Consider the following 18,238-nt stretch of genomic DNA (forward strand, 5'->3'; position numbering starts at 1 on the left):
TGCTTCGTTAATACAGCGGCAGTGGCGGTGGTATTGGATATCGGCCGTTCATCCTGCGAGTCAGTTCAGCGTCTGCGCCTGCGGTGGCGTGAGCTCACGCATGTGGAATTTGCGGTTGTCGTTGAACAGCCAGTCCTCGAAGAGTTCCAGTTGCCCGCGTCCGTCGAGCAGTTGCGCCGGCGGCTGTGGCAATGGCGAAGAGCGACGAAGCGTTGCGAGCGCAATGCTCTCGGCGTCGCCGTCGCCATTCGTCCGATACACCGAAGATTCGATTACACGTCCGTCGCGATCGACGATGAACGAAAGCACCACAACCGAGCGCAGCATCGCCTGCGGATTGTCGTGCAGCACGTCCGACGGGTTGCTCTTCTCGATGCGTTGCGCGACGGCGACCTGGTACTGGTCGAGCTGAGCGGAGGGCGCTTGCACGTCTTTCGCCATCAGTTCGCGATGTATGTCGCGCGCGCGTTTTTCAACGCTATTTTTCTCAGCGCTATCGAGTGGATGCGTCACCTGCCCCAAACGATCATCGACGCCACCTGTATTCGCCTGCCGGCTTCCGGCATTCCCTGCGTCGAGGATCGTGATGGCAACGCTCATCGGTTGCCGTGCGCGGACCAGTTGTACTGCGATAGGCACCCCTAGGCGCAGTTTTGCCACAGCCTCGGAGAATGCGGCCGCATTGCCGATCGCGACCTCGCCGATCCGGACGATCACGTCCCCCGGCAAGATGCCAGCCGCTGCGGATGAGGATTCCGGCTTGACCGCGTTGACCAGCACCCCTGACGGCTGAGGCAAGCCAAGCGCAGCGGCAACGCCGCTACTGACATCCTGCACGTCCAGACCCAGACGATCGGCTCCCCGTCCCATCGGACGTTCCTGTCGGCTTTGCAATGTCCTCAACAGCGCGCTCGCGGCGCCGACGGGAATCGCGAACGTCATTCCCGTATTCCGATCGACATCCGGATGCATCTGCACGCCAATGCCGATGACCTCGCCGGCCCGGTTGAACAGCGGACCACCGGAGTTGTCCGGATTCGTCGCTACCTCGGTCTGGAAGAACGCGAACAGCTTGCCATCGGCAAGGGTGGTCGGCGCAGCGCTCACGATGCCCTCTGTTACCACGTTGTCGCCCGCAGCTGTCGTTCCGATCGCCAGTACCGCTTCGCCGACGCGCACGTGCGAGGCATCGCCCAGCCTCACGACGGGCAGATTCTTTGCATCGATCTTGAGAATGGCCACGTCGCTTGCGCTATCGACCGAAAGCACTTTCGCCTTGTATGCGCGATGGTCGGTCATCGTAACCGTCACGTCGCGCGCGTGATCGACGACATGCGCTGTCGTCAGGATGAGGCCATCGGCACTCGCGATGAAACCCGATCCAGCGCCCGTCATCACGCCCGGAAAATGGCCCGTCGTCGGCCGCATCTTTGGCGATGAAGTGGTGAAAAACGCAACGAGTGGATCGGCGGGATCGACGGCCTCGACCGCCGGTGGCGTCTGCCTGGACTGCGCTTTGACGCTGACTACGGCAGGCCCATAACGATCGACGATTGCCGGAAAACTGCCTGGCTCGCTTTCCGCTGATCCGACTGGCAAAGCGTCGGTTTTTCCTGGCGGAGGTCGAACGATATCGGCAGCGAACGCTGCAGGTAGCGAACAGGAAATACCGACGACCACGGCGAGCGCGCCAGTCCGCAAAGCCCTGCGAACGCGCTTTTGGAGTAACACGGACTACTCCTGCTTCTGCTTCGTCGGTTCGACCGAACGCCTTCTGGCGGCAACGCAACTGCTGCTAAGGATGGCGAGAAGAACCGGCACGCATCTCGCGCGTTCGACTTAGCTCAAGCATACCGAATGCCAGGCTGTGTGCCGCCAGTAGGCGGGCTCTTACCTTAGCGCAGAAGCACGTTTGATTGCTCCGCTGGCCGTTACGGAACACGCCAGTCAACCGCTCGAGTACATCCCCGACGCGTTAATGTTTCAATGGCTATTGCGATTTTTTTCTTCGCTCGCTTTTCGATCCGGTTTCAATTGCCAGACTGGCGTCGTTCAGTGATGTCGCGACGGCCGCAAACGTAAAATGGTTCTAACCGCGCGGCGCAACAGGTTTTCGACGAGCCGCCGCGCCCGCATTGATCCCGTTCTGCACTGAGTTATCGAAGGGAGGCGTTGCATGAAGAACTCGCCGACGATCGGGCCAGTGCTTCTCGCATTGGCCTTCTCGCTCGCTGGATGCGTCACAAGCGGAACGCCGGACGGCGCGCCACATCTGAGCGCAGCGCAATGCCGCGACCTCACCGCTCTCAGAAACCACGCGCCCCTCACATCCCAGCGCAACACGAGTGAACTCGCCGCGCTCGAGGCGGCTGGGTACGACCCGTTCAGGTGGTCTGATCCGTACTATCCGGATGATCTACAGGCGGCGCAACGTCAGGTGGATCGTTGGTACCAGCAGGATTGCCAGCAGGCGCGAACCGAGTGAGGCCGAAGCACGCACGGCACCGCTTGCAGGCTGCTGCGCTGTTTGTCGATTCACAGGCGAAACGTTCGTCGTATCTACGGACCGACCGCGTCCATAGATCTGGAGAACATTATGCGCAAGCTCGTCGTTTCCGCTTTCATCAGTCTGGATGGCGTGATTCAAGCCCCTGGCGGGCCGGGAGAAGATCCCAGCGACGATTTCCGCCTTGGTGGCTGGATCGTTCCCTATGCCGACGAAGCCATCAGCCGAAACTTGCAGGACCTGCTCTCGCAGCCGTTCGACTTGCTGCTGGGCCGTAACACCTACGACATATTCGCGGCATATTGGCCACACGTACCGGCCGATTCGGGCAGCCGGGCCATCGCCGACCTGTTCAACAGCGTACCGAAGCACGTCGCGACGCATCGATCCGATACCCTCGACTGGCAGAACAGTCATTCACTGACGGGCGACCTTGCGGACGCGATACGCGCGCTTCAACGTGAGGACGGCGCCGATCTATTGACGTTCGGCAGCGGCGACATGGTGCGTCAACTGCTCGCAGCGGGTCTCGTGGACGAGCTTCGGCTCGTGATTTACCCCGTCATACTTGGGCGCGGCAAACGCTTGTTCGGCGATGACGCACTGCCGTCCGCCTTCACTCTGGCGCGCTCGATCAGCACGCCTGGCGGAGTGCTGATTGCGCGCTACTTGCGCGACGGCGAGGTGCGCACAGGAGCGTTCGAATAAGACGATCGATACGCGATGCGCAAAGTCGCTTGAGCAAGGTCTGCCGCCCGCGTTGATTCAGGTTGCGCAATTCGACGTGCTGCGCGACGAAGGCGAAGCATACGGACGCAAGCTCGGCGCCGCGGGCATCGAAGTCACGACGACGCGCTACAACGGCACGATCCACGATTTCGGTCTGCTCAACGCGCTCGCCTCCGATGCGCCGACGCATCGCTACTTCGGAAGGCACGTTGGAATCACTCGACAGAAAGCTGCTTGCGACGGCAAGTGCTTCTTGAAGAGAGGCTGATATCTCATTCGCAGCCAAGCTCGGCGCGCAAAACCGAACCCAGGCCGTCGCATCATGAAGAGAGAAAGGCTCGATCCCCTGACGCGTACTTCGCCTTCAACGTCATCTCGTCGAAGTCGCATCGCCGACTTGCATGTCGACGAACGGTGTCGCTGTCATCGCCGCGGCGACATGATCCGATGCGGGCAAAAGCCCGGCAAACGCCGCGATACCCGTTGCGCACATCACCGCAACGGAGATAGCGGCGACGATGGCGAGCGAACGACGGGTTGCGAAGGATGCGACGACGTTCCGCAGGATGAGCATGTCCATCTCCTGAATTGACGCAGCGATTGTTTGCAACAACCGCGCCAATGGGGATGGCATGCGCTCCACTCTGTTCGCCAGAGTGGCGTCTGGCCGTGCTATCGGCGTTTGCACGCGGCGAGCGATTGGCGAACGAGTCGCGATGTTGGATTCGGCCCGACACTGCACCGCGTCCGCTGCGCTCCGGGCCAACACCTGCACCGTTCAGACACACGTCTTCGAATCAAGCAACCGCATTGACAATCCAATCGGCAATTGACGAACTGTTAACTGAGACGATGACGCGGGCGAGTGGCGCGACGCGTCGCCTTGAATAGAAATCAAATAATCAAGCTTCCCTTCCGTTCTTCCTCTTTCAAGTACTTTGCTAATTCCGTATAAAAGTTTCGGGTACTGAAAGAACCATTTCACGTCACTTACGACCGTATTCCGGCGAACCGATTGCTACCTTCGAGAAATCCCCGCGCCATTAGTTGTTCATCACGATCCCGGTCAACGAGCGCTGTGTAGCATTTGATTAACGCAGTGGGTACTACGACAATCATGACTTCATGTGGAAGAAGCAGCGCCGGGTGACTCGCTGACTGACATACGGCTTTCCCACCTTCGATCCCCGCGAAGAGCACACGTCTCAAACATCAGTCGAAAGGCACGTTTCGTTGTCGCAGCCTCGTGTTGCGTTTGGTCTGCGCGCCGGTGCGTTATTGGCACTTCGGGCACTTCGGGCACTTCGGGTTCAGGAAGAAGCGAACAATGGATACCATCCGGGGCAATTCCAGGTTCAAGCTTTTCCTGCACATCGGGATCGCTGCATTGGCCTATTACGCGGGGGCAAAGACAGGTCTCGCCTACGCGGTCGTGGGCGGCGCGATCTCACTGGTGTGGCCTTCCAGCGGTATCGCGCTTGTTGCGCTGCTCGCGCTGGGCTTCAGAGTTGCGCCGGGAATTGCCATTGGCTCATTCCTCGCCAATGTATCCGGGGGCGTGCCTGTTGCAGTGGCCGCGGTGATCGGCACCGGGTCGATGGTCGGCACCTTGACGGCGGCCATCGTGTTGAGCCGCGCGACCCGATTCCAGATCACCCTCGATCGCGTCAATGACGTGTTGGCCTTCATCTGCGTCGCTGCCGTGATGAGCACGGCTGTCAGTGCACTGGTCGGCACGACCGCCCTGCTAGGAGGGGGCCTGGTGCCCGCCACCCAGTACGTTACGGCCTTTCTGAAATGGTGGCTCGGTGACATGATGGGGGTCCTGGTCGTGGCGCCGCCGCTATTCAGCATCCTCACGTACTCGAACCCTGTCCGCTCCGCCGAGCATGCCATCGAGGCGTGCGCACTGACCATCGCGACTTTCTGGGTCAGCTATCTCGTCTTCGGCGCTCCGCAACTTGCGGGGCTTGGCTACTACCCTGCGGCTCTCGCGATCTTTCCGTTCATCATCTGGGCGGCTCTGCGCTTTCAGCACCTCGGCGCCAGCATCGCGACCCTGATGGTCTCTGTCGTGGCCATCTGGGGCACCACGCACGGCACGGGTCCGTTCGCCGCCGCGTCTCCAGTCGACAGCCTCGTGAGGTGGTGCACCTTCGCGAACGTCGTGGCCGTAACGGGACTGCTGCTGGTGGCGGCACGCGCTCAGGAGCAGCGCGTCTATCGCCTGCTGCAGGAAGCTCATATCGAACTGGAACGACGCGTCCAGGAGCGAACGGAAGACCTCGAGAAGGCAAACAATGAACTGAAGGAGGAGATGGCGCGGCGACGTCTGCTGGAAGGAGAACTGATCCAGATCGGCGATCAGCAGCAGAGGCTCATCGGCCGCGATCTGCATGATGGACTCGGGCAACAGCTGACCAGCCTGGGCCTGTACTGCACCGCGTTGAATCAGAAGCTGCAGACGCAAGGCCACCCCGCCGCCGCCGATGCCGCTACCGTCGTCGGCCTGGTGAAGCAGGCGTCCTTGACGACCCGCAGGATCGCCCACGGCCTGGACCCGGTCGCGATGGAATATGGTGGCCTTGCGGCCGCACTGCATGGGCTGGCGGACACGACTCACACGCTCAACGGCGTCGATTGCACGCTGCGGATCGCGCCGGACGTGGACCTGCTCGATCCGCTCATGCAGATCAACCTTTACCGTGCCGCGCAGGAAGCAGTCAACAACGCGCTGAAGTATTGCCACGGCCACCGCATCTGGATCGACCTGGAGCGCGCGGGCGGTCTGCAAACGCTTTCGATCAGCGACGACGGCGTAGGCATCGGCCAGGAAGACATGGAGCGTGCGTCAGGACTGGGACTGCACAACCTGCGTCACCGCGCGAGCCTGCTGGGCGGCTCCTGCACCGTGACGCGCAATGGTCTGGGCGGCACCACGGTCGCCATCAGCTATCCGCTGCCGGAGGGTTCTGGCCATGCACGAGAAATCCGCTAGCCCAGGCCATACGACCCAGATCCTGATCGTGGATGACCACCCCATCATCCGCGAAGGGATGACACATCTGTTGAATCTGCAAGAAGATCTCCACGTCTGCTGCGCAGCCGGCAGCGCAGTACAGGCTCTCGCGGCGATGGACTGCCGGCCCGACATGGCCATTGTGGACATCAGCCTGCAATCGGACTCCGGCCTGGAACTCGTCAAGACGCTTCGTCATCGCTATCCGGATCTGATCATTCTCGTGCTCAGCATGCATGACGAAAGCCTCTTTGCCGAACGCGCGCTGCGGTCCGGGGCAAACGGATATCTGATGAAGCTCGAAGCCACAGAGCACGTCATGAGCGCGATCCGCGAAGTGCTGGCAGGCAATGTCTACTTGAGCGCCGCCATGCACGAGAAGCTGGCGAGAGCCCTTACAGCGCCCCATAAAAAGCCGGAGGGCCGAATTGCGAGTCTTTCGGAACGGGAATTCGAAGTACTGCACCTGATCGGCCTCGGCTTCAGCACCCGCGAAATTGCAGAGAAGCTTAACCGGAGCGTGAAGACCATCGAGGCGCACCAGGCCAATATCAAGGAAAAGCTGAATATCCGAAGTGGCAAGGAACTGATGCGCTTCGCCATTCAGTGGATCGAGAGCCAATAGAAGCTAATAGAAGCGAATAGAACGAAGCCAGCCCGCCGAATAGGGCAATCCCCGATCCTCTTTTAGGACCGGGTCCTTATTCATGCGCATGTGACCAGCGAATACAGTCGACGATGCCGGCGTACTGCGTCGGCAATGTCAATGCACCATGCTGGAGAATGCGATGAAAGCCATGATTTTGATTCCCGTCGCAGCATTGTCACTGTCTGCGATGCAGGTCTATGCCGCCGATGCGGCGAGTACTTCGAGTACGGGTTCCGAAAGCAATGCCGCGATGGCAACCGACTCCGTCGGCGGAACGACGGCAGGTGCGACCACCAGCGGAGCGAGCGTCGGCAAGACGCGCGCCCAGGTCTATCAGGAACTGATCCGAGCCGAGAAGGATGGGTCGCTAAATCGGATCAACGAGTACTACGGTGGAAACTGACGGCTAAGAACTGCGCGGCGCCCGTCTGGAGCCGGCGACTCCCGGGCGCTGCTCGACATATATGGTGACGCCCGGATGCGCAACCGCACGCGGCCGACACGCAGCCAACACGCAACCGACACGCAGCCAGACTGAAATCGATATCCGCGTTGATCGTTCTGCAATGGTGCGATGACGCTCGACGCTTCACGGTCGCATCGGACTAACAGTACGAAGATTTCCCTTCACAGCGCGGCTTTCACAACAGGCAGTCCCCAACCGGATATCACATCGGCTCATTGAACCCAGGCGCCTCAGCACCGAGCGATCCGCTGCCGGTGCGTCTGCCGGAACCATGCGACGGGTGCAGAAGAAGAGGACCCGACGCGACACGCTGAAGGAACAATCATGCGCGCACTCGACATCATGACTACGCCCGTCGTTACCGCTACACCAGACATGACGATCCACGACGCTGCAAGACTGTTCGTCGACAACCATATCAGCGGCATGCCCGTCGTCGACGAGAACGGAAAGGTCATCGGCATCGTCAGCCAGGAAGACCTGTTGCATCGTGTGGAGAACGGCACGGGCCACGGAAAGCGTCAGTGGTGGCTCGAATTTTTGTTGTCGTCGCCGCGCGAGCAGGCCGCGAGGTACGTGAAGGAGCACGGTCACGTCGTCGGCGACGTGATGCGCAATCAGGTGATTTCGATTTCCGAGGACATGCCGCTCGTCCAGATTGCGGACCTCATGGAGCACCGGCACCTTAGCCGCGTGCCCGTGCTCAAGGACGGCAAGCTGGTCGGAATCGTGAGCCGTTCGAATCTTATTCGCGCACTGGCGAGCGTCGTGCCGGCCGTCGACGCTATTTCGCACGACGATGCGAGCCTGCGCGACGCGATCGTTCTGGCGATGCACGGCCAGCGCTGGAGGCTGCCGAAACAGGGCGTGCTCGTCAAGGACGGCGTCGCGCACCTGTGGGGCGTCATCGAATCCGAAGAGGAAAAGCGCGCGATTCACATCGCGGCCGAGTGCGTGCCCGGCGTCAAGCGAGTGGAATACCACCTGGAGTTTCCGAGCGTGATTCCGACGCTTTAGCCGTTGTCCGCGCGCGCCAAACAACATCGCCTGGAGCAAGTCCAGCGACAAGATCGAACCGGAGACCATTCATGAGAACATTGCGCACCTTGACGGCCAGTCTGCTTTGCTGCCTTTTTGCAGCCGCAGCCTATTCCGCCGACATTACGGGGGCCGGCAGCACGTTCGCCGCGCCTCTCTATACCAGGTGGGCCAGCGACTATCAGAAGTCGGGCGGAAGCAAGGTGATCTATCGCAGCACGGGCTCGTCGAATGGACTCAAGCAGGTCATCGCCCACGAAGTCGACTTCGCCGGATCGGATGCGCCGCTCACCGACGATCAACTGGCCAAGAACGGATTGCGGCAATTTCCAACGGCGATCGGCGGCGTGGTGCCCGTCGTCAACCTGCCCGGTCTCAAAGCGGGCGAGGTCATCCTGACGGGGCAGGTACTCGCCGATATCTTTCTCGGCAAGATCCTGTATTGGGATGACCCCGCTATCGCGCGGTTGAACCCGAAGATCAAGATGCCCAACTACCCGATTGCCGTCGTGCGTCGTCAGGACGGCTCAGGCACGACGCTCATCTGGACGCACTATCTTGCGCAAGTCAGCCCGGAATGGAAGCGCAGGGTCGGCGAAGGCACGAGCGTGCGCTGGCCGCTCGGCATCGGCGGCAATGGAAACGAAGGCGTTGCCACTTACGTCGGGTATCTGCCTGGCGCGATAGGCTATGTCGCGTGGGACTTCACGAAGCAAAACCACTTGACGTACACGGCCATGACCAACGCTGCGGGCAACGTCGTTCAGCCCGGCGTCGCGACGTTCAAGGCAGCGGTGGCAAGCGCCGACTGGTCCGGTTCGCTCTATCTGTTGCTGACGAACCAGCCGGGCAAGGATGCGTGGCCGGTGATGGGGGCCACCTACGTGTTGCTTCGTCAAACGGCGGACAAGCCAGGCGACGGCGCAACGTTGAAGTTCTTCGACTGGGCGTTCAACCACGGGGGACAGACGGTCAATACGCTGGACTACATACCGCTTCCGGAGTTGGTCCTGACGAAAATCCGCGCGCAATGGCCTGTGAATGCGGGTGAAACCGTCGCGGGCAAGCGGCTCGCGGGCCAATGATCCGGAACCGCTGACGTGAACGCGCCGCGCGTCGGGCGTCCTTCAGATGAGGTCATGAAGCGATATCGGGCACTGCACGCAGCAGACGAATCCGTAACGTGTGCATTGTCCGATTGCATGGGACAGTTCGGGGCTGTGTCCGCCCGACGATGCACTCACCGTCCCATCCGCCTGTCATAGCTGCGCGAGATGCGATCGAGCAGTGAAGGGTCGCGCGCGTCCTTCGCATTGAACTGCACGACGACACTTCCATCGGCTTGCTGTCGTACGGTCGAGGTCACAGTAGCACCGTTGAATACGCCGACGATCGTGCCGCTCGCAGGGTCCTGTACGGTAATCGACACAGCCTCGTCGTTCATTGCGCCCGCTGCGGCGGCGAAAGAGCGGTCAAAACTGGCCGGCGTGGTGATGACGGTGCCGGGAGGCACCGCATAGTACGGACATCCCGTCAGGGACAGCAGCGAGCCGACAACGCCCGTCAGCAACAGGCACCTGAAGATGACGCCGCCGGGTCCTGGCTTGCCGCGCATAACCTTCTTCGTGCCTGCGCGAAGGCGGCTTGTTCCGCGAAGAATCATCGCTGTTCACCTGGATCGATGCACGGTTGGCTGTCGGCGTTCGCGCTTCATATGTGATGTTCCGCGCCGCTTTTACTGCGTGGCACCGGGCGTGACCGTGATCGCGACGGCTTCCGTGTAGACGATCTCCACCTGATCACCCTTGCGGACGTTCTTCATCTGCTCCGGGTCCTCGACGTGCACGTCGACCAGATTGCCCTGCGGCCCCTTCAACGTGACCGTCTTCGCCTTCGTATCGACCGCGACGACATCCGCCATCACGGTGATCTCCCGGCCAACCGTGCCGCCTGGCTTGGCTCCGGGAGCCGCGCGCTCTTCAATCAGCCGTTGCGTCGCCGAACGCGGACCGTTGGTTTTCGAAAGGCTCAGCGACATCGCTTCCCTGTATTCGGTCGTGACGATATCTCCGACCTTTAGCTGATCGAAATTGCGCGCCTCTTCTCCGACCTCCAGCTGGATCACCTTGCCTTTCCTGTCCTTGAGCGTAACCGTCCGCGTCGCCGGCTCGATTGCGACGACCGTGGCCGTCACCTTCGACGTTCCGACGACCGTCGCGCTTCCCGCCCCTTTCGTGATGTCCACTGAGGTTTGCGGTTGGGCAAGTGCCGGGCACGCCGTCATCACGACGGCCATCGCAAGAAAAACGTGACTCGCTTTCATTTCTGCGCTCCCGGCGATCAACCAGTCGTCCGCCGTCCCGGAACAGGTTCTGCCGGAGGACGAGTGCGGACAACGGTCAATGGCGATTGAATTGAAGAATCCAGCATGGCTCATGTGCGCACAGACGCTCGACGCTTCGTGGTCAGTGTGCGCGCATTCAGTCTAGGCGCTGCCTCTGTTCGACGGTATTGGACTTTGGTCTTATGGACTGAGGACGTCCGGAGCGCGCATTCTTCCTGGACAGGCCGCGCGACTTATTTATTGCCGTCGGCGTGACTGGACTATTCTTCTTTTGAAACGGCATTGCGTCCGCTATCCGGTTAGTCGCTCTTTCGATCACGAGCATCGACACATGCAATCCGATCATCCCCTTCCTGAGGCCGGGCAGGTTGCGGCCAGAGCGCCTGGATGGTTGCGCTGGCTGCCGGGCCTGACGACGCTGAAGCAGTATCAGGCGAGCTGGCTGCCTAGCGATCTGACCGCCGGGCTCGTATTGACCACCATGCTGGTGCCCGTCGGCATTGCTTATGCCGAGGCGTCCGGCGTGCCGGGCGTCTACGGCCTCTACGCGACGATCGTTCCGTTGCTTGCGTATGCCATTTGGGGACCCAGCAGAATCCTCGTCCTGGGTCCGGACTCCGCACTTGCCGCACCGATTCTTGCCGTCGTGATATCGGTCGCGGGCAGCGATCCGTCGCGCGCGATCGCGGTGGCCAGCATGATGGCGGTCGTCTCCGGCCTGTTCTGTATCGTGATGGGCCTGTTGCGACTCGGCTTCATCACGGAACTGTTGTCCAAGCCGATTCGATACGGCTATATGAACGGCATTGCGTTGACCGTCCTGATCAGCCAGTTGCCGAAGCTCTTTGCCATTTCCTTCGACGATCAAGGCCCGCTGCGCGACCTCCTGACGCTCGGCAACGCGATCGCCGCGGGCAAAGCCAACTGGTACAGCTTCGCCGTGGGCGCGGGAAGCCTTGTGCTGATCCTCGCGCTCAAGCGCTTCGAGAAGGTTCCGGGCATTCTGATCGCGGTCGTGCTGGCGACGCTGAGCGTCATCGTATTCGACCTCGACAGCGCCGGCGTGAAAGTGCTCGGCAAGATTCCGCAAGGCCTGCCGTCATTTGCGCTGCCGTGGGCAAGCGATGCCGATCTCGTCAGGATATTGCTTGGCGGCTGCGCGGTCGCGCTGATCTCGTTCGCGGATACGAGCGTGCTGTCGCGCACCTTCGCGGCGCGATTTCACACGCGCGTCGATCCGAATCAGGAAATGGTGGGACTCGGGGCAGCCAATCTGGCAGCCGGGTTCTTTCAGGGTTTCCCGATCAGCAGCAGCTCGTCGCGAACGCCCGTGGCGGAAGCGGCGGGTGCCAAAACGCAGTTGACGGGCGTTGTCGGCGCGGTGGCGGTGGCGTTTCTTCTGATGGTGGCGCCGAATCTGATGCGCTATCTGCCCAATAGCGCGCTGGCCGCCGTCGTCATTGCCGCAGCCCTCGGACTCTTCGAATTTGCAGACCTCAAGCGCATCTATCGCATTCAGCAATGGGAGTTCTGGCTGTCCGTCGTCTGCTTTGCAGGAGTTGCCGTTTTCGGCGCGATTCCCGGCATCTGCATCGCGGTGGTGATCGCGGTCATCGAATTCCTATGGGACGGATGGCGGCCTCATTTCGCCGTTCTCGGCCGCGTGGAGGATTTGCGCGGCTACCATGACATCAAGCGCTATCCGCAGGCCACGCAGATTCCGGGACTGATGCTGTTCCGCTGGGATGCACCGTTGTTCTTCGCGAATGCAGAGCTCTTTCAGGAACGCCTGCTCGAAGCGGTAGACGGATCACCGACGCCCGTGCGCAGAGTCGTCGTGGCCGCCGAACCCGTGACCAGTGTCGACGTGACCTCTGCCGACATGTTGCGCGCGCTGACGCGAATGCTCGGCGAGCGCGGAATCGCATTGCACTTCGCGGAAATGAAAGATCCCGTGCGCGACAAGCTCAGACGTTTCGAACTGCTCGACATTCTCGACGACGAGCACTTCCATCCTACCGTCGGCAGCGCAGTGGATGCCTACGTCGGAACCGATGGACAGCGGCCATGATCGACGACCGATCGCCGGCATCTGCATAACGAACGGCCGACGTTTGCGGGGAAAATCAGAAGCTCACCGCCAGCCCGAACGACACGCCGTGCACATTGTGTCCGAACACGTATCTGACGAGCGCGCGCGTGCGAGTGATGACGATCGGATATTTGCTGCTGTCGAGTTCCAGTCCGACGCCCAGCGACGTCAGATCGTTGAAGCCCAGCACGCCGGCGCTGTCGCCGAAGTAGTGAGAGTACGCAAGCTCCAGCACGTAGCGGACTGGCCGGTCCAGCGCATGCCAGCCGGTCGGCGCGCGCCAGCGCGTCCACAGGCTCAGTTGCTGCGCCATCGCTGAACCCTGGACGGCGTCGGAACCACCGAAGCTGCGCAGATAGATATCGGTCGCTCGCAGTTCAGCATCGATTTCGTAGTTCTCGCGATAGTGCTCGTAATCGAGCATCAGCGAGCCGCCATAGCCGTATGCATCCAGCGATCCGTTCTCGAGAAACTGGAGGTTGCTGTCCGTGACGTGGTTGAAGATCGACTGCCCGACCTTCAGATCGCTCGACACGCGTCCGATCGTACCGTTCAGGATGGGACGGAACACGAGTTCATCGGTGATCCGGAAATCCCAACCGAGGCCCACCGTGCCGCTGAAGGTGTTCCATTTTGTCGGCACCGCACGCTGCTCGGAGCCATCCGAGGCGACGAACGTCGGGTCGTAGCGGCTGTAGGCGAGCGTGCCCTCCATGTACAACGGAAAGGACTTGCTGATCGTGAACCCGCCGCCTAACTGCGTCTGGCCAAAACCCGGGTTGCCCGTCGCACCGCTATTGATCGAGAGCGAACTGGTGGTGACATCGGGCACTGTCGTGTACGTCATGACGGCGAGCACGGCGTCGGCATGCTGCTTCACGTTACCGCCTATCACCGTGCGGTTCGACAGTTGATTCGATATCCCCTGGGCATGTGACTGCGAGGAAAACAGCGCGATCAGCAGATACGCGCCCACCATCCATCGCGCGCAACGCGACCGTTTCCACCGGACAGCGCCGGTTTTCATGCGAGCTCGCGGACCGTCGAGTTGACCGCACGCCCATCTGTTGGTGTGCGCCTGCATATGTGCTCCGTCGATTTGCTGCGTCTGATTGCTCCCTGCAACTTCCCGCCGACCATTCCCGCTTTCTATCCGGCTAATCCTCCGCGCCCGCCAGGCGCGCGGCTTCCTGCACGCCGCGGACGGCCGCCGCAACGATCAGCCCCGTGAACACCACGCCGATCAGCCCGAGCAATGCGGCATCGATCCGACCAAACGTCGAAGTGGGCACCACATCGCCATATCCGACCGTCAGCGCCGTAATCGCGCAGAAGTACACGGTTTCATCCATCGGCGACGGTGTGCGGTTCAACGTCTCCACAGGGCCGCCCCAGTGGTACATGGCGAGCGTCAGCAAAACGAACAGGACGAGAAGGCCAGCCAGAATCGTGCGGAGATACCAGAGGGTCCTGCCGATTTCTCGCAGAATCTCACGAGCACGCAGGCGGACGATGGTATCCGTTGTCGCATTTCCCATTGCAGGCTCCTCTCAGAACACGATGGGCCGCTGCCGGCCAGTCATCTTGTCGATAGCCACCCGACCAGGTTCGGCTGGCTGGCACACGACTGCGTACCGCCTCATCCCGCCTGGCGGCGTTGCTCGAAAAGCAGAAGCATGAAACACGCGTAAATCGTTACCGCCAGAAAGAGCGCCATGCGCACCGCGAACGCCGTGTACACGTCCTTGCCCGCGACGCTGTCCTGCACCGATTGCCCCAGCAGAATGATCATCGTGACAAGACTGTTCAACCAGAAACCCGGCGAGTAGCGCGTCTGGCTAAGGGCGTAGAGCTTGCGTCCCACCAGCAGGCCGAAAAGCAGCATCCACAGGAAGAACATCCACAGATGCACAAAGAGCCTGAGTGAAAACCAGAACCCGATGGCGAGCACGCCGCCGAGCAGCGTCGAGCCGATCAGATCGCGTGCCGCGCTGCGGGCCGTCGTCGTGCAGCTTTGTCTTCCGAGGCTGACGGACTTCATGATGATCGGCATGTAGCTCGCCGGGTCGGTCATGGCGAGCAGATACGCGGGCATCACCACGAGCGCGGCGCGAAGCGCGATGTACGCGGCCTGATCGTCGGGCATGGCGCGCGCGGCAGGCTGCGGCCGCGCGCTCGCGGGTTCGGGAATAAGCCCGTGCATCAGCGCGGATATCAGCACGGCGAGCAGGAGCCCCTTCACCAATGCACCGACGACGGTCATGGCCAGTTCGAAGTCAGCCGTGCCTGCTGCGGAGATCATCGTCAGTCCGGCCACCAGAAACGTCGCGACGAGATTGTTGCCGCCGCGCAGCCCGTATCGAAAGGCGAGGAAGAGCATGAGGCCAATGAGCGCCACGCCGGCGAACGCATAGTGACGAAGCAACGGAACGAGGAGAAGGCCGCTGCCCGTGGTCAGCGCCACGACGAGCGCGAGAAGCACGCCCGCCTTCAACGGCAGTGGCCGGTTTCGCGTCGCAAGCAGATAGACGGCAAACACCGGCGCGACGACGGGAATCGACAGGTCCAGCGCGAAACTGAGCGCGAGACACAGCGCCGTTCCGATAGCCAGGCGGAGCGCGCGTCGACCGGGAAGCAGGAGCCTGTTTTCCATAGCCGCCATCAGTAGAGGTAGGAGATCCAGCTCATCACACGCAGAAACACGCGGCCCAGCGGATTGAGCGGATTGCCCTGACTGGGAAACGCCATGACCTCGGCCTGCCCGCCCACGCGAATGTCGTGCAGACGCGCGCGCTCGTCGCGATCGAACTCGACGATCACGGGAAAGCGTTGAGCGGGACGCAACCAGTCGCGGCTGTTCTGCACGGTGGGCAGGGAACCGGGCGGCGTATCCTGACCCACGCTCACGCCATAGCCGATACTGCGGACCCGGCCTTCGAAGACTTCGCCCGGCAGTGCGTCCAGCGCGATCGCGACGGGCGTGCCCGGCTTCAGATGACCCAGGTTGTTCTCGGTCATCTCCGCGCTGATCCACACATCGCGAATCGCGATCAACGTCATCACCGGCTTGCCTGCCGACGCGAACTGTCCGACCTCGGTGCTGAGATCGGTGATGACGCCTCCCGTGCGCGCCTTGATGCGCGTGTTGGCCAGATCGAGTTCGCTTTTTTCGAGTGCGGCGGCGGCGCTGCGCAACTGCGCGTTCCCCGCCTCTTCGCCACCCTGCTGCTCGCGTGCGCGTTCGACTTCGGCGCGCGCCGCCGCAACCTGGCTCTGTGCCTGCTCATGCGTCGCTCGCGCCACTTCCAGGCGCCGTAGCGAGACCGTACCTTCGTCCTCGCGATACAGCCTTTCGAGCCGCTCGCTGTCCTGCCGCGCCTTGACCTCGTTTGCAATCGCTGCGCGCAGCGACGCGAGCGCCGAATCGATGCCGGCCGTGCTCGCCCCGACCTGGCGTCGTGTGGTTTCGAGGTCGGCCCGCGCGCGATCGGCTGCGATGCGGTACTGCTCGCCATCGATTTCGAAGAGCACGTCGCCCGCGTTGACCTCCTGGTTGTCGTGGACGAACACGCGCGTCACCCGCCCCGATACTTCTGCGGCGACAGGGACGACAAATGCCTGCACGCGCGCCTGCTGCGTGTACGGCGTAAAGCGGTCCGCGAGCAGATACCAGATCATGCTCGCCACGATCAGCGCGACGATCCACTTCACCGCCCTGCGCGACGGATCGGCGGGGGGCGCTGGCGGCGGGCCCGGGGACGGCGACGGCGCCGTCGTCGATCGGGAGGTCTCGGTCGTTTCGCTCATGGCGACGTACCTTCGGATGGTGCGGTGGCCACTGGCGCGGCCGTTTCGTTCAGCATGTCGCCCCAGTCGGTGCGTTGCTGCATCTGCTCGCGCGTCGCGGCATCGACGAGCGGCTGCTGGCTGGTCCAGCCGCCGCCGAGCGCCTTGTATAGCGCGACCAGACTGCCTACCGCATTGCTGCGGTTGACGATGTACGCGTCCTGCTGCGCGAAGAGCGCGCGCTGCGCATCGAGCACGCGCTGGAAGTCCGAATACCCTTCGCGGTAGACCGTGTTGGCGAGCGTGAGCGAGCGCCGCGCGGCCGTCTGCGCGTCGTTCAGGATCGAGTCCCGCTGCAACGCGGCGATCAGCGCGGTGGCGGCATCGTCGGCCTCGCGCGCCGCCTCGCGCACGGTGTTCTGGTAGGCGACCGTCAACTGCTGCAGCCGGGCATCCTGCACGCGCACGTTGTTCGTGATCCTTCCATGATCGAATACGTTCCACGTCACGCTCGGACCGGCGGCAAAGGCCAGCGTGTTCGGCGAGCCGGTCAGCGAACTCGCGCTCCAGACGAGCGAGCCCAGCAACGAAACGGACGGATAGAGATCGGCCTTGGCCACGCCGATGAGTGCCGACTGCGCTGCCATCTGATACTCGGCGGCACGCACGTCCGGGCGGCGCAACAGCAGATCGGCGGGAACGTCCTGGAGTACGGCGCGATCCACGAGCGGCACCACGCCTTCTTTTCCGGACTGCACATCCAGCTCGGGAAGCGGGCCCGGTGGCCGCCCCATCAGCACCGACAGCGCGTGACGCGCGAGCACGATCTGGCTTTCGAGATCGGGGATGCTGCTCAGCGTGCCGAGATACTGCGTCCTCGCCTGCTGGAGATCCAGTTCATCCGTCTCGCCGGCCTTGAAGAGCTTCTGTGTGATCTCGTAGCTGCGCTTTTGCAACTGGGCGTTTTCGCGCGCAATGCGCAGACGCGCCTCGGCCGTGCGCAGCACGAAATAGGTATCGGCGACCTGCGCGTGCAACAGCACCAGTGCTGCATCGCGGTTGGCCTGCGCGGCGAAGAACGCGGCGTCGGCCGACTCGATCGCGCGGGCGAAACGCCCCCAGAAATCAAGCTCCCATCCGAGCGTGAAGCCCGCGCCGTACTGCAAATAGACGCCCGAGCGGGAATTGAATCCATCCGAGCGCTTGCGCGCCGACGCAAGGACGTCGGCGCTCGCCTGTTGCACCTGCGGGTAGCGCCCCGCGAGCGCGATGCCGAGCTGGGCGCGCGCTTCGAGTACGCGCAGGCCCGCGATCTTCAGATCGCCATTGCCGGCATCGGCTTCGGCGATCAGATGCTCGAGATTCGCGTCGCCGAATACCTGCCACCACTGCCGCACGTCGGGCTGCGCCGCCTGCTGCGTGACCTGTTCGATCGACGCGCTGCTCCAGTGTTCGCTCCATGCCTCACGTTGCGGATGAAAGTCGGGGCCCACGCGCATGCAGCCCGTCAGAAACCCGGCAAGGCACGCGACGCACACGATGAAGCCGCCCGGCCGTTGCGGCGGCAGCGGCCCGTATCGGCGAATCGAAGGCAACATGGCGCCATCTC

17 protein-coding genes and 1 pseudogene are annotated in these 18,238 nt (G+C 62.2%); 9 read left to right on the plus strand and 9 right to left on the minus strand.

Translation table 11 applies throughout. The annotated features are described in order from the left end of the window. Positions 1-60 precede the first annotated feature (60 nt). Entirely contained in the window at positions 61-1,599 is a 1,539-nt protein-coding gene (locus VSR68_RS33760) for a TonB family protein (RefSeq protein WP_342943919.1), read from the minus strand. A gap of 577 nt (positions 1,600-2,176) precedes the next feature. On the opposite strand from VSR68_RS33760, the gene VSR68_RS33765 reads away from it, so the two are divergent. The 3 genes and pseudogenes from VSR68_RS33765 to VSR68_RS33775 all read left to right on the plus strand — a co-directional run. Further along, entirely contained in the window at positions 2,177-2,485 is a 309-nt protein-coding gene (locus VSR68_RS33765) for a DUF4148 domain-containing protein (protein WP_342943920.1), read from the plus strand. Between the two features lie 111 nt (positions 2,486-2,596). Continuing rightward, on the plus strand, positions 2,597-3,214 hold the full coding sequence (locus VSR68_RS33770) for a dihydrofolate reductase family protein (RefSeq protein WP_342943921.1): 618 nt from the start codon (positions 2,597-2,599) through the stop codon (positions 3,212-3,214). A 34-nt stretch (positions 3,215-3,248) separates the two neighbouring features. Continuing rightward, a pseudogene (locus VSR68_RS33775) lies at positions 3,249-3,503 on the plus strand (alpha/beta hydrolase fold domain-containing protein); the annotation flags it as partial. A 102-nt stretch (positions 3,504-3,605) separates the two neighbouring features. Here the strand turns inward: VSR68_RS33775 and VSR68_RS33780 are convergent. Then, a complete protein-coding gene (locus VSR68_RS33780; RefSeq protein WP_342943922.1) occupies positions 3,606-3,809 on the minus strand; it encodes a hypothetical protein in 204 nt (67 codons plus the stop codon). A 753-nt stretch (positions 3,810-4,562) separates the two neighbouring features. Here VSR68_RS33780 and VSR68_RS33785 point away from each other — a divergent pair. The 5 genes from VSR68_RS33785 to pstS all read left to right on the plus strand — a co-directional run bounded on the left by VSR68_RS33785 (position 4,563) and on the right by pstS (position 9,492). Continuing rightward, complete coding sequence (locus tag VSR68_RS33785) at positions 4,563-6,233, plus strand: MASE1 domain-containing protein (protein ID WP_342943923.1); 1,671 nt, start codon at positions 4,563-4,565, stop codon at positions 6,231-6,233. Further along, on the plus strand, positions 6,214-6,879 hold the full coding sequence (locus tag VSR68_RS33790) for a response regulator transcription factor (protein ID WP_342943924.1): 666 nt from the start codon (positions 6,214-6,216) through the stop codon (positions 6,877-6,879). The genes VSR68_RS33785 and VSR68_RS33790 overlap by 20 nt, the downstream gene beginning before the upstream one ends. 163 nt (positions 6,880-7,042) lie before the next feature. Next, the gene (locus tag VSR68_RS33795) at positions 7,043-7,306 is read left to right on the plus strand and encodes a DUF4148 domain-containing protein (RefSeq protein WP_342943925.1); all 264 of its coding nucleotides are present in this window, start codon (positions 7,043-7,045) and stop codon (positions 7,304-7,306) included. A gap of 387 nt (positions 7,307-7,693) precedes the next feature. After that, positions 7,694-8,386, plus strand: coding sequence for a CBS domain-containing protein (locus tag VSR68_RS33800; protein ID WP_342943926.1), 693 nt, complete (start codon positions 7,694-7,696; stop codon positions 8,384-8,386). A gap of 71 nt (positions 8,387-8,457) precedes the next feature. After that, a complete protein-coding gene (gene pstS, locus VSR68_RS33805; RefSeq protein ID WP_342943927.1) occupies positions 8,458-9,492 on the plus strand; it encodes a phosphate ABC transporter substrate-binding protein PstS in 1,035 nt (344 codons plus the stop codon). Positions 9,493-9,647: 155 nt separating this feature from the next. On the opposite strand, the gene VSR68_RS33810 is transcribed toward pstS, so the two are convergent. Both VSR68_RS33810 and VSR68_RS33815 read right to left on the minus strand, forming a co-directional pair. Beyond that, on the minus strand, positions 9,648-10,022 hold the full coding sequence (locus VSR68_RS33810) for a hypothetical protein (RefSeq protein WP_342943928.1): 375 nt from the start codon (positions 10,020-10,022) through the stop codon (positions 9,648-9,650). 120 nt (positions 10,023-10,142) lie between these two features. Then, the gene (locus VSR68_RS33815; RefSeq protein WP_342943929.1) at positions 10,143-10,730 is read right to left on the minus strand and encodes a hypothetical protein; all 588 of its coding nucleotides are present in this window, start codon (positions 10,728-10,730) and stop codon (positions 10,143-10,145) included. A 352-nt stretch (positions 10,731-11,082) separates the two neighbouring features. Between VSR68_RS33815 and VSR68_RS33820 the strand changes: the two genes are divergently transcribed. Next, a complete protein-coding gene (locus tag VSR68_RS33820) occupies positions 11,083-12,822 on the plus strand; it encodes a SulP family inorganic anion transporter (protein ID WP_342943930.1) in 1,740 nt (579 codons plus the stop codon). Between the two features lie 55 nt (positions 12,823-12,877). Here VSR68_RS33820 and VSR68_RS33825 read toward each other — a convergent pair whose 3' ends face one another. From VSR68_RS33825 to VSR68_RS33845, 5 genes are all read right to left on the minus strand, one after another. Continuing rightward, complete coding sequence (locus tag VSR68_RS33825) at positions 12,878-13,822, minus strand: hypothetical protein (RefSeq protein ID WP_428983652.1); 945 nt, start codon at positions 13,820-13,822, stop codon at positions 12,878-12,880. A gap of 178 nt (positions 13,823-14,000) precedes the next feature. Next, positions 14,001-14,381: a potassium channel family protein gene (locus VSR68_RS33830; RefSeq protein WP_342943932.1), complete on the minus strand. Its 381-nt coding sequence runs from the start codon at positions 14,379-14,381 to the stop codon at positions 14,001-14,003. Positions 14,382-14,482: 101 nt separating this feature from the next. Further along, positions 14,483-15,496, minus strand: coding sequence for a DUF2955 domain-containing protein (locus tag VSR68_RS33835; RefSeq protein ID WP_342943933.1), 1,014 nt, complete (start codon positions 15,494-15,496; stop codon positions 14,483-14,485). A gap of 8 nt (positions 15,497-15,504) precedes the next feature. Beyond that, the gene (locus VSR68_RS33840; protein WP_342943934.1) at positions 15,505-16,650 is read right to left on the minus strand and encodes an HlyD family secretion protein; all 1,146 of its coding nucleotides are present in this window, start codon (positions 16,648-16,650) and stop codon (positions 15,505-15,507) included. After that, complete coding sequence (locus tag VSR68_RS33845; RefSeq protein WP_342943935.1) at positions 16,647-18,227, minus strand: TolC family protein; 1,581 nt, start codon at positions 18,225-18,227, stop codon at positions 16,647-16,649. Before VSR68_RS33845 ends, VSR68_RS33840 begins: the two co-directional genes overlap by 4 nt. Between the last annotated feature and the right edge of the window lie 11 nt (positions 18,228-18,238).

This window comes from Paraburkholderia phymatum (assembly GCF_038900715.1).
GTDB classification, from domain to species: Bacteria; Pseudomonadota; Gammaproteobacteria; order Burkholderiales; family Burkholderiaceae; genus Paraburkholderia; species Paraburkholderia phymatum_A.

Bases quoted from the DNA above. Each gene is read 5' to 3' on its own strand.
- VSR68_RS33810 (WP_342943928.1), bottom strand. From the start codon at position 10,022: ATGCGCGGCAAGCCAGGACCCGGCGGCGTCATCTTCAGGTGCCTGTTG.
- pstS (WP_342943927.1), top strand. From the start codon at position 8,458: ATGAGAACATTGCGCACCTTGACGGCCAGTCTGCTTTGCTGCCTTTTT.
- VSR68_RS33780 (WP_342943922.1), bottom strand. From the start codon at position 3,809: ATGCTCATCCTGCGGAACGTCGTCGCATCCTTCGCAACCCGTCGTTCG.
- VSR68_RS33845 (WP_342943935.1), bottom strand. From the start codon at position 18,227: ATGTTGCCTTCGATTCGCCGATACGGGCCGCTGCCGCCGCAACGGCCG.
- VSR68_RS33795 (WP_342943925.1), top strand. From the start codon at position 7,043: ATGAAAGCCATGATTTTGATTCCCGTCGCAGCATTGTCACTGTCTGCG.
- VSR68_RS33830 (WP_342943932.1), bottom strand. From the start codon at position 14,381: ATGGGAAATGCGACAACGGATACCATCGTCCGCCTGCGTGCTCGTGAG.
- VSR68_RS33815 (WP_342943929.1), bottom strand. From the start codon at position 10,730: ATGAAAGCGAGTCACGTTTTTCTTGCGATGGCCGTCGTGATGACGGCG.
- VSR68_RS33820 (WP_342943930.1), top strand. From the start codon at position 11,083: ATGCAATCCGATCATCCCCTTCCTGAGGCCGGGCAGGTTGCGGCCAGA.
- VSR68_RS33765 (WP_342943920.1), top strand. From the start codon at position 2,177: ATGAAGAACTCGCCGACGATCGGGCCAGTGCTTCTCGCATTGGCCTTC.
- VSR68_RS33840 (WP_342943934.1), bottom strand. From the start codon at position 16,650: ATGAGCGAAACGACCGAGACCTCCCGATCGACGACGGCGCCGTCGCCG.
- VSR68_RS33790 (WP_342943924.1), top strand. From the start codon at position 6,214: ATGCACGAGAAATCCGCTAGCCCAGGCCATACGACCCAGATCCTGATC.
- VSR68_RS33825 (WP_428983652.1), bottom strand. From the start codon at position 13,822: ATGGTGGGCGCGTATCTGCTGATCGCGCTGTTTTCCTCGCAGTCACAT.
- VSR68_RS33770 (WP_342943921.1), top strand. From the start codon at position 2,597: ATGCGCAAGCTCGTCGTTTCCGCTTTCATCAGTCTGGATGGCGTGATT.
- VSR68_RS33785 (WP_342943923.1), top strand. From the start codon at position 4,563: ATGGATACCATCCGGGGCAATTCCAGGTTCAAGCTTTTCCTGCACATC.
- VSR68_RS33835 (WP_342943933.1), bottom strand. From the start codon at position 15,496: ATGGAAAACAGGCTCCTGCTTCCCGGTCGACGCGCGCTCCGCCTGGCT.
- VSR68_RS33800 (WP_342943926.1), top strand. From the start codon at position 7,694: ATGCGCGCACTCGACATCATGACTACGCCCGTCGTTACCGCTACACCA.